The sequence below is a fragment of the Sodaliphilus sp. genome (assembly GCF_045598405.1).
Taxonomy (GTDB): Bacteria; Bacteroidota; Bacteroidia; order Bacteroidales; family Muribaculaceae; genus Sodaliphilus; species Sodaliphilus limicaballi.
The window spans coordinates 1-10,482 of the sequence record NZ_JAZLLZ010000091.1; the positions used below are offsets into that span (position 1 = coordinate 1).

At 51.1% G+C, this 10,482-nt stretch carries 8 protein-coding genes; all 8 read left to right on the plus strand.

Features of this window, described 5'->3' with window-relative positions; genetic code table 11:
• Positions 1-354: 354 nt before the first annotated feature.
• Positions 355-633 carry a citrate lyase acyl carrier protein gene (gene citD, locus ACKI3C_RS07025; RefSeq protein WP_407403452.1) on the plus strand — a complete coding sequence of 93 codons (279 nt, stop codon included), beginning with the start codon at positions 355-357 and terminating at the stop codon, positions 631-633.
• Positions 634-664: 31 nt separating this feature from the next.
• Complete coding sequence (gene citE, locus ACKI3C_RS07030) at positions 665-1,555, plus strand: citrate (pro-3S)-lyase subunit beta (RefSeq protein WP_407403453.1); 891 nt, start codon at positions 665-667, stop codon at positions 1,553-1,555.
• The gene (gene citF, locus ACKI3C_RS07035) at positions 1,552-3,090 is read left to right on the plus strand and encodes a citrate lyase subunit alpha (RefSeq protein WP_407403455.1); all 1,539 of its coding nucleotides are present in this window, start codon (positions 1,552-1,554) and stop codon (positions 3,088-3,090) included. The genes citE and citF overlap by 4 nt, the downstream gene beginning before the upstream one ends.
• A gap of 58 nt (positions 3,091-3,148) precedes the next feature.
• Positions 3,149-3,652, plus strand: a complete 504-nt coding sequence (gene citX, locus ACKI3C_RS07040) for a citrate lyase holo-[acyl-carrier protein] synthase (protein ID WP_407403457.1) — start codon at positions 3,149-3,151, stop codon at positions 3,650-3,652.
• On the plus strand, positions 3,642-5,363 hold the full coding sequence (gene citC, locus ACKI3C_RS07045; protein WP_407403459.1) for a [citrate (pro-3S)-lyase] ligase: 1,722 nt from the start codon (positions 3,642-3,644) through the stop codon (positions 5,361-5,363). Before citX ends, citC begins: the two co-directional genes overlap by 11 nt.
• Positions 5,364-5,404: 41 nt before the next feature.
• The gene (locus tag ACKI3C_RS07050) at positions 5,405-7,645 is read left to right on the plus strand and encodes a hydratase (protein ID WP_407403461.1); all 2,241 of its coding nucleotides are present in this window, start codon (positions 5,405-5,407) and stop codon (positions 7,643-7,645) included.
• Between the two features lie 250 nt (positions 7,646-7,895).
• Positions 7,896-9,107: an NADP-dependent isocitrate dehydrogenase gene (locus tag ACKI3C_RS07055; protein ID WP_407403463.1), complete on the plus strand. Its 1,212-nt coding sequence runs from the start codon at positions 7,896-7,898 to the stop codon at positions 9,105-9,107.
• 191 nt (positions 9,108-9,298) lie between these two features.
• Positions 9,299-10,482, plus strand: a 1,184-nt coding sequence (locus tag ACKI3C_RS07060; protein ID WP_407403465.1) for an AAA family ATPase, incomplete at its 3' end; no start/stop codon positions are given.

Sequence of the window (10,482 nt, forward strand, 5' to 3'; positions counted from 1 at the left end):
GGATTGGGGAAAGGGGCAGTGTGCCCGCTCGTGACAAAAACACACAGAACTTAGCACGTTGCCACCGATCCGGCCAGGCGATGCCCCTCTAACGCGTGCAAAAACGTTAACAAATTTTATACTGCGGATTTGAGGAAATAAACTATCTATTACAATCTGTAAGTTGGCAAATAAAACTATTTGATTTTCGCACTCATTTTTTAGTCAAAAACATTTGGTGGAGTTAAAAATAATAACTACTTTTGAAAATTAAAACATAAACACAAACGACTTCGTGCACCCATATAGGGGCAACCTATTAGTACACAAGCCATTAAACTTAAAACTAAAAATAAATAAAAACAAACCTCTCTTATGGAAATTAAGAATGCTGTTGCCGGCACACTCGAGTCCGGCGATATTCAGGTAATGATTGCACCCAGCGAGAGCAAAGGACTGCACATTGACCTTGAAAGTTCAGTTGCTTTCCAGTTTGGCGAGCAAATCAAGAAAGTAATCACCGAGACACTTACAGGCCTGGGCATCGAGGATGCACAAGTGAAGGCAAGCGACAAAGGCGCGCTCGACTGCACCATTCGCGCACGTGTCACTGCCGCCGCTGTCCGTGCCACTGGCAAGGACGTGTGGAAATAATTGAAATATCGACCTCATTAACATAATCATTATGCAACGATTAAGAAGAACAATGATGTTCGTTCCGGGTAACAACCCGGCGATGATGCAAGACGCATTCATCTATGGTCCTGACTCTATCATGCTTGACCTTGAAGATTCTGTGACTATGGCCGAGAAAGACGCAGCGCGTTTGCTCGTTCACCACGCTCTCAAAACCATCGACTACGGCAACACCGAGATGGTTGTGCGCATTAACCCGCTTAACACACCTTATGGCAAGAAGGACGTTGAGGCTGTAATCAAGGCTGGCGTACACGTGATACGCATGCCCAAGACCGAGACTGCCGATGAGATACGCGAGCTCGAGGCCGAAATCGAGAAGGTGGAGACCGAACTGGGCTGCCTGGGACGCACCCAGATTATGGCGGCTATCGAGAGCACGCTTGGCGTGATCAACGCCTACGACATCGCTACTGCATCAAAGCGAATGATGGGTATCGCCCTCGGCGCGGAGGATTATAGCGCTAACCTTAAAACACAGCGCACCCCCGAAGGCATGGAACTTCTCCTTGCTCGACAGACCATCGTGGTCGCTGCACGTGCGGCTGGCATCGACGCTCTCGACACCGTTTACTCTAACCTTAATGATATGGAGACTTTCCGCAAAGAAGTTGAGCTCATCAAGTCTCTCGGCTTTGACGGCAAATCTATTATCAATCCCCGCCAAATCGAGGTTGTCAACGAGGTGTTTGCACCTAAAGAGAAAGAAATTCAGAAGTCTCTCACCATTCTCGCCGCTATCAAGGAGGCTGAGAAACGCGGCTCGGGCGTTATTGCTGTTAACGGCAAGATGGTTGACCGCCCCGTGGTTATCAGAGCACAACGTACCATTGACCTGGCTATCGCATCAGGCATTTTAACAAAGGAGGATATAGCATGAGTACATTAGTTGAACGCAAAGACCTCATTGCAGCAGCTGCTGCACAGATGGGCAAACAAGTATATAAGGGTGCCGAGGATGCTAAAAATCCCCTACCCCGCAAGGAACTGCATCAAGACGGTGGCAAAGTGACCACCCTTGAAGACGCTATCAAGCAAACTGGCCTCAAAGACGGCATGACCATCTCCTTCCACCACCACTTCCGTGGCGGCGACAAGGTTGTCAACATGGTAGTTGCCAAGCTCGCCGAAATGGGATTCAAGAACCTTCACCTTGCGGCATCAAGCCTGAGCGACGTGCACGAGCCTCTCATTGAGCACATCAAAAATGGCGTGGTTACCAAGATCTCCACTTCGGGACTTCGTGGCAAACTCGCCAACGAGATTTCTCACGGACTGATGGAAGAACCCGTCACTTTCCGTTCGCACGGCGGACGCGGTAGTGCCATCGCTACTGGCGACATGCACATCGATGTTGCATTCCTGGGTGCTTCTTCTTGCGACCCCATGGGCAACGCATGCGGCTACTCTCGATCAGAGAACGCCAAGTCTATATGCGGTTCTCTCGGTTATGCGCTCCCCGACGCACAGTATGCCGACAAGGTTGTCATCCTCACCGACGACCTCGTGGCTTATCCCAATACTCCCAACTCTATATCAGAGCGCAACGTTGACCACGTCGTAGTCGTTGACTCGGTGGGCGATTCATCCAAGATTTCTTCGGGTGCCATCCGCGACACCAAGAACCCCCGCGACATCCTTCTTGCTAAACAAGCTGCCAAGGTTATCATCAACAGCGGCTACTTCAAGGAAGGTTTCTCTATCCAGACAGGTAGCGGCGGTGCTTCTCTTGCAGCTGTGAAATACATACGCCAGAGCATGATCGACCAGGGCATCAAAGCTAGTTTCTCACTTGGCGGCATCACCGCCCACATGGTTAAGATGCACGAGGAAGGACTTATCGAGCGTCTCATCGACGTCCAGTCGTTTGACAAAGTTGCCGCAGAGTCTCTCAAATGCGATCCCATGCACAAGGAGGTATCGGCCAACGAGTATGCAAGTGCCGACGAGCCTGGTTCAGCAACCCACTGCCTCGACATGGTCATCCTCTCGGCTCTCGAGGTTGACGTGAACTTCAACGTGAACGTGCTCGTGGGTAGCGACGGCATCATCCGTGGTGCCATTGGCGGCCATCCCGACACTGCTGCCGACTCGGCATTGTCAATCATCGTGTGCCCGCTCCTGCGCGGACGCATCCCCTGCGTGGTAGATGAGGTCACCACTCTCATCACGCCGGGTTCCACAGTTGACGTTGTGGTTACCGAGTATGGCATCGCCGTCAATCCCAGCCGTCCCGACCTCAAAGAACGCCTCGTGAAGGCTGGTCTGCCCATCGTGGAGATCGCCAGCCTGCGCGACAAGGCCCAGAGCATCATCGGCACTCCCGCCGCATTGCCCTTCGGCGACAAGGTTGTGGGCGTGGTGATGAACCGCGACGGCAGTGTGATGGACGTGATTAAGAACATCAAAGGATAATTTCAGATCAGAGATAAGAGATCAGAGATTAGAGAGATAAGAAACTGCTATATTTCTTATGGAAATTACGCTTGACCAACTTTTAGCGAGCCGCGAGCAACGCAGTGCACGCCAACAGGAATTGCTCAATGACAACCCTGACGCTACCCTGGTGTGCCTCACTGTGATAATGCCCGGCAGCGTCAAGCGTAATTTCTTCTCTTTAATTACTGCCGGTGCGGCGCTACAATCCATGATAGAGCGCTACAACGGCACAATACTTCATTTGAGCACTCGAGACCTCGTCACAGGATATGAAGCATACCTTATCACGACTCTCGACCATGCCAAGGCAAAAGAAATTGCCAGCAATATAGAAGACACCCACCCGCTGGGACGTCTCTTTGATATTGATGTGATATTGCCCGATGGCGTTCCCATGTCACGGCATCAAGTGGGTTGCAGCCCGCGGCGATGCTTGCTCTGCGACAACGATGCACGGTTCTGCATGCGCAACCGTACTCATTCCAGCGAGGAACTGCACAACAAAATCAAAGATATGGTAAATGCCTATGTACAGTGAATATGAAATAATCCAAATGCCGCTCACGCTTGCTTCATGCCGAAATCGGGTTGAGCGTTTCCTGGCAAAGAACGAGCTTCGCCTCGACGATGTGGACTACTATGCTGTGGTCTCTCGTCTTGGCGATGACACCATTCTTGCAGGTGGCGGCTTGGATGGAGACATAATCAAGTGCATGGCAGTGGACGATTCGTTGCGCGGAACCGGCATGAGCCAACGTCTGGTATCACATCTGGTCAGCGTGGCACAAGACCGTGGCATCTTCAATGTCAAGGTATTCACCAAGCCGCAGAATGCCGCCATATTCGGCGACATGTCGTTCCACACCCTTGCCACTGCACCGCTTGCCGTGCTCATGGAGAACGGCATGGGAGGCTTGTCATCTTATTGCAGCTACTTGTCATCGCTTCGCACTGATAAAGGCACTAACGGGGTCGTTGTCATGAACTGTAACCCATTCACACTGGGGCATAAACACCTCATTGATAGGGCTGCAGCTCAAGTAGATCATCTTTATGTCATCATTGTCAAGGAAGACAAGTCCTTGTTCTCAACTCGCCAGCGCACCGCAATGGCTCGCAAGGCATGTGAGGACATGAATAACGTGACAGTGTGCGACGGCAGTGACTACGCTATCTCGGCCGCCACATTCCCCACCTATTTCCTCAAACAACTAACCCACGCCAGCGACACACAGATGACGCTCGACATCAACCTCTTTGCTCGCCACATCGCACCGGCGCTCAAAGCCACAGTGCGGTTTGTCGGGACAGAGCCTTGTGATGAACTCACCGCTCGCTATAACGAACTGATGAAGCAGTTGTTGCCGCAGCAAGGGGTTGACGTTGTTGAGATCGACAGGTTGGCTCTGGGCGGCAGCGTTGTCAGCGCTTCGCATGTGAGATCACTCATCGAAGACGAGAAACTTGCCCACGCCGTCAAGTTGGTTCCCGAGACATCAGTGCCCTATCTTGTTTCAAAACAGGCAATAACGGCACTACGCAAGGAACTTGCAACTACTCCCAAACCTGGCTTGATTGACACAATAGACAACGGCGCGCACAGCGACATGAATTACGACCTCATGCTCACTAGCATCAAGTCGCTTGAACCATATTTCGACCAACTTGCACTGCTTGACTATCCCACGGCAAGCGAGGTACAGCACATTGGCATTGAGGCCGAGAAAAGCATGCTTGGGGCGACTGGCGGAGTAAACACCCATCGCGGTGCTTTGTTCTCAATGGGCATCGCAGTTGTCGGCGTTAGCCAGGACCTGCTCCATGGCAAGAAGTGGAACGAAACAGTAAAAAGTTTAGCCAGCGACATTCCTGCCAGCAGAAGTTCTTACGGAGCCATGGCAAAGGCAAGGCACAACGCGAAAGGAGCTCTTGACCTCGCCCGTGGCGGATATGACGAAGTCTCCTCTGCGTGGCTGCCGTTCTATCAATCACTTGATGACGACGAAAACGCAGCGGTAAAGACATTGCTGCTCATTATGTCGCAGCTTGACGACACCAACATCATTCATCGCGTGGGATTTGACCGCGCGCAGCAGGTAAAGAACGAAGCGGCATCTTCGCTCGAAGATTTCTCCTTGGATAAAGTAACTGCGCTCAACAGCCGATTTGTCAAAGAGAACATTTCGCCAGGCGGAGCAGCCGACATGCTTGCACTCACGTTTTTCATAAATTCAATAACGAAACATTAACTTAAAACAAATAATTTTAATTAATTCTCTAACAAACTATTATGGTAGAACTTATTAAACAAGGCGTTTACCTCCTTAATGGAACAGAGGTTCGCATGGATGCGGCAGGCATGCCCGCTCCCGACGAGGCTCGCGAAAAAACTATTACTTACGGCATCCTTCGCAGCCACGATGTTGACGGCAGCAAGGGCAAGAAGATGCGCATCAAGTTTGACGCAATGATGTCACACGACATCACTTACGTGGGCATTATCCAGACTGCTCGTGCCAGTGGCCTTGAGAAATTCCCTCTCCCCTATGCAATGACTAACTGCCACAACTCGCTGTGTGCCGTGGGCGGTACCATCAACGAGGACGACCACGTGTTCGGTCTGTCGGCAGCAAAGAAATATGGCGGTATCTACGTTCCCGCCAACCAGGCTGTTATCCACCAGTATGCCCGCGAGGCAATGGTGAAGTGCGGCAACATGATCCTGGGCAGTGACTCACACACCCGCTACGGCTCGCTCGGCAACATGGGCGTGGGCGAAGGCGGCGGAGAGCTCGTTAAGCAGCTATTGAAGAATACCTGGGACATCAACGCTCCCGAGGTAGTTCTCGTGTGGTTGGAAGGCGCTCCTCGCAAGGGTGTTGGTCCCCACGACGTTGCTATCTCGCTGGTTAAGGCCACATTCGAGAGCGGCTGCGTGAAGAACAAAGTGCTCGAGTTTGCAGGCCCCGGCGTTAAGAACCTGCCCATCGACTTCCGCAACGGCATCGACATCATGACTACCGAGACCACTTGCCTTAGCTCAATTTGGGTAACCGACGACGAGGTTAAGCATCACTATGAGATCCACAACCGTCCCCAGGACTTCAAGGAACTCCAGCCCGGTGACGTTGCTTACTATGACATGATGATCAAGATTGACCTGTCAAAGCAGGAGTCAATGATCGCTCTCCCCTTCCACCCCAGCAACGCATTCACTATCCACGAGTTGCAGGCTAATCCCGTGGAGATTCTCAAAGCTGTTGAGGAAGACGCAAAGAAGCGCTACGGCGACAAGGTTGATTGCCACCTCGTTGACAAGGTGGTTGACGGCAAGGTACAGGCCGACCAGGGTATCATCGCTGGTTGCTCGGGCGGTACTTACGACAACCTCAGCGCAGCCGCTGCCATCATGAAGGATGCTTCGATAGGCAACGACTATTTCACAATGTCGGCTTATCCCCAGTCAATTCCCGTGTTCATGGCTACTACCCGCAACGGTATTGCCGAGGAACTGCTCGAAGCTGGCGTAGTTATCAAACCTGCCTTCTGCGGTCCTTGCTTCGGTGCTGGTGACGTTCCTTCTAACAATGGTCTGTCAATTCGCCACACTACCCGCAACTTCCCCAACCGCGAGGGTTCTAAGCCCGGTCAGGGACAGATTTCGCTCGTTGCCCTCATGGACGCACGCTCTATCGCAGCTACTGCGGCCAACGGCGGCGTGATCACAGCGGCAACCGACGTTGACTACACCGACGAGCACAAGAAGTATGAGTTTGACGCACGCATCTATGAGCGCCGTGTCTTCAACGGATATGAAAAGGAAGACCTCAACCAGGCTCTCAAGTATGGTCCCAACATCAAGGACTGGCCCACAATGTACCCCTTGCAGGAGAACATGCTCATCGAGCTCGCGGCAGTTATCCACGATCCCGTGACCACTACCGACGAACTCATCCCCTCGGGTGAGACATCAAGCTACCGCTCTAACCCCTTGAAACTGTCAGAGTTCGCTCTGTCTCGCCGTGTTCCTGAGTATGTGGGCATCAGCAAGCGCATCCAGGCCGAAGACCTCGCACGCCGTGAGGGCAAGGTATCGGAGAACATCGCTGCCGCACTGGCACAGGTGGGTGCAAGCGCCGACAACACTTCGTTCGGCTCATGCGTTTTCGCTAACCGTCCCGGCGACGGATCGGCTCGCGAGCAGGCAGCTTCTTGCCAGAAGGTGCTGGGCGGTGACGCCAACATCTGCTACGAGTATGCAACCAAGCGCTACCGCAGCAACTGCATCAACTGGGGTATCGTTCCCTTCACCATCGCTAAGGAAACCGAGTTCAACTACGTTCCCGGCGACTTCGTCTTCGTTCCCGGCTTGCGTGCCGCTATACTCGAAGGCAAGGAAGAAATCGACGCCAAGGTTATCACCAAGGACGGTGTTAAGGTCATCCACTTGTTCTTCCAGAACCTCACTGCCGACGAGCGTCAGATTCTCGCCGACGGTTGCCTCATGAACTACTACAAAAACAAAAAATAAACAATCCCCCAAAAAAAGAAAATAATTTCTTTAATGTTAATGGCTTACACCAATAAAATGGTGGACTTTGTCCACAAAATAATATTACTTTATTAATCAAGTAATTACATTTTGCTTGCAGAGCAAGCCATTTTCTAGCCAAGCATAAAAATAAAATATAAAATTTTCTTTTTTGCGGACAATAATAAAATTCAAACTAAAACCGTGTTGCACGGAAAATCCGTGCAACACATTAAAATAGAAAAACAAAATGGCTGAAAAAATCAAAATGACCACCTCCATCGTTGAAATGGACGGTGACGAGATGACCCGCATCTTGTGGAAGATGATCAAGGACGAACTTATCCTGCCCTTCGTGGACCTCAAGAGCGAATATTATGACCTTGGCCTCGTGAAGCGCGACGAGACTGGCGACAAGATTACTGTAGAGGCTGCCGAGGCCACCAAACGCCTGGGTGTAGCGGTTAAGTGCGCTACCATCACCCCTAACCTCAAGCGTATGGACGAGTACAAGCTGCACGAGATGTGGAAGAGCCCCAACGGCACTATCCGCTCAATCCTTGACGGTACTGTATTCCGCGCTCCCATCACCCTGCCCAGCATCAAGCCCGCAGTGCGCAACTGGGAAAAGCCCATCACTATCGCTCGTCACGCCTATGGCGATGTTTACAAGAGCGTGGAGATTCGCGCTGACGAACCTGGAGTTGCTAAGCTCGTCTTCGACGGTGAGAGCGGCAAGCACGAGGAGGTTGTTATCCAGAACTTCAAGGGCGCAGGTGTGCTCCAAGGTATGCACAACGTGGACAAGTCTATCCGCTCGTTTGCTCACAGCTGCTTCAAGTTTGCCCTCGACACTAACCAGGACTTGTGGTTCTCAACCAAGGATACCATCTCTAAGAAGTATGACGCACAGTTCCGCATCATCTTCGAGGAAGTGTTCCAGGAATACAAAGAAGAGTTCGACAAGCGTGGTCTTGAATACTTCTACACCCTCATCGACGATGCAGTTGCTCGCGTTATCCGCAGCAAGGGCGGCTACATCTGGGCGTGCAAGAACTACGACGGCGACGTGATGAGCGACATGGTATCTACTGCATTCGGTTCACTGGCAATGATGACCAGCGTGCTCGTTAGCCCCGACGGCAACTACGAGTATGAGGCTGCTCACGGCACAGTGACTCGCCACTACTACAAGTATCTCGCTGGCGAAGAGACATCAACCAACCCCATCGCAACCATCTTTGCATGGAGCGGTGCACTGCGCAAGCGTGGTGAGAAGGACGGCTTGAAGGACCTCATGAACTTCGGCGACCAGCTCGAAGGCGCATGCTTCGACACCCTGAACAGCGGCACAGTTACCAAGGACCTCGTGAACCTCATGGAAGGCGTAGATGCCAAGGCAGTTAACAGTGCCGACTTCATCGCCGCAATCCGCAAGAACCTCGAAAAACGCCTCGCATAATTGCAGGTAGAACATAACCCAATATCAAAGCCCTATAAGTCACACACGATCTATAGGGCTTCTTTTCGTTAAACCCAGAAAGTCCATTAGCAACTGAAGATTATTTACCTTTTTGTCCGATTATTCACGGAAATATCGTATCTTTGCAGCGCAAAGCGCTGTAACGCCGGCAACAATTAAATAAAGAGAATATGAGCACGACATTGAAACTGCCCGTAGGCATACAGAAATTTGAGAAATTGCGTAACGATGGTTTCGTTTACCTCGACAAGACTCCGTTAATCTGGAAGATGGTTAACGAGGGTTGCTATTATTTTCTTTCTCGTCCCCGCAGGTTTGGAAAGTCGCTGCTCATGTCAACTATTCAGGCTTTCTTTGAAGGCAAGAAACACCTCTTTGACGGCACTATTGGTGCCCCGTTGTTTATTGCCACCGATGAGAGTGTAGATTGGGACTGGGAATCTTATCCCATCATGCACCTCGACTTGAATACACAAAAGTATGATTGCCACGAAGCGTTAGAGAATATGCTTGATGAATTTCTTTGCTATCAGGAGTCATTGTATGGCAAACGTGAAGTCGAGCGTGGATTTGGAATGAGGTTTCAAGGCGTCCTTGACCGTGCCTACAAACAAACGGGCAAACGCGTTGTCATTCTTATTGACGAGTATGACAAGCCTCTGCTTCAGGCCATAGGCGATAAAGAGTTGCAAGATGAATTTCGCGCTACGTTGAAGAGTTTCTACGGTGCTCTCAAGTCAAAGGATGGTTGCATCAAGTTTGCACTCCTGACGGGTGTGACAAAATTCGGCAAGGTCAGCGTGTTCAGCGACATGAACAACCTTGATGACATTTCCATGGATTGGCGTTACTATGACATTTGTGGAGTGAAGGAATCTGACCTGCATGCTACACTCCGCCCTGCTGTAGAACTCCTTGCCGAGAGTAACCGCATGAGCTATGACGACTGTATAGCTAAATTGCGCAGTTTCTATGATGGGTATCATTTCTGCGAAGACGTCGAGGGAATGTATAATCCTTTCAGTGTCCTCAACACATTGAACAAGTCAAAGTTTGGCAGCTACTGGTTCGAGACCGGCACGCCCAGTTATCTCGCCGCCCTGCTCGTTCGCCACAACTACAACCTTGACAGCATGGCGCATGCCGAGGTAGATGTTGATGTCATCAACAGCGTTGATTCAGAGTCAACCGACCCCATCCCGGTAATCTACCAAAGCGGGTATCTGACCATCAAAGGCTATGACGAGCGCTTTGCTCTTTATCAACTTGGGTTCCCAAACAAAGAGGTAGAAGATGGTTTCATTAAATTCCTCATTCCTTATTATTTGACCCACAATAGCCCGAAGTCGGCATT

Excerpts from the sequence above, each read along its gene's own strand:
- citF (WP_407403455.1), top strand. The coding sequence starts at position 1,552 with ATGAGTACATTAGTTGAACGCAAAGACCTCATTGCAGCAGCTGCTGCA.
- citE (WP_407403453.1), top strand. The coding sequence starts at position 665 with ATGCAACGATTAAGAAGAACAATGATGTTCGTTCCGGGTAACAACCCG.
- citC (WP_407403459.1), top strand. The coding sequence starts at position 3,642 with ATGTACAGTGAATATGAAATAATCCAAATGCCGCTCACGCTTGCTTCA.
- ACKI3C_RS07050 (WP_407403461.1), top strand. The coding sequence starts at position 5,405 with ATGGTAGAACTTATTAAACAAGGCGTTTACCTCCTTAATGGAACAGAG.
- citX (WP_407403457.1), top strand. The coding sequence starts at position 3,149 with ATGGAAATTACGCTTGACCAACTTTTAGCGAGCCGCGAGCAACGCAGT.
- citD (WP_407403452.1), top strand. The coding sequence starts at position 355 with ATGGAAATTAAGAATGCTGTTGCCGGCACACTCGAGTCCGGCGATATT.
- ACKI3C_RS07055 (WP_407403463.1), top strand. The coding sequence starts at position 7,896 with ATGGCTGAAAAAATCAAAATGACCACCTCCATCGTTGAAATGGACGGT.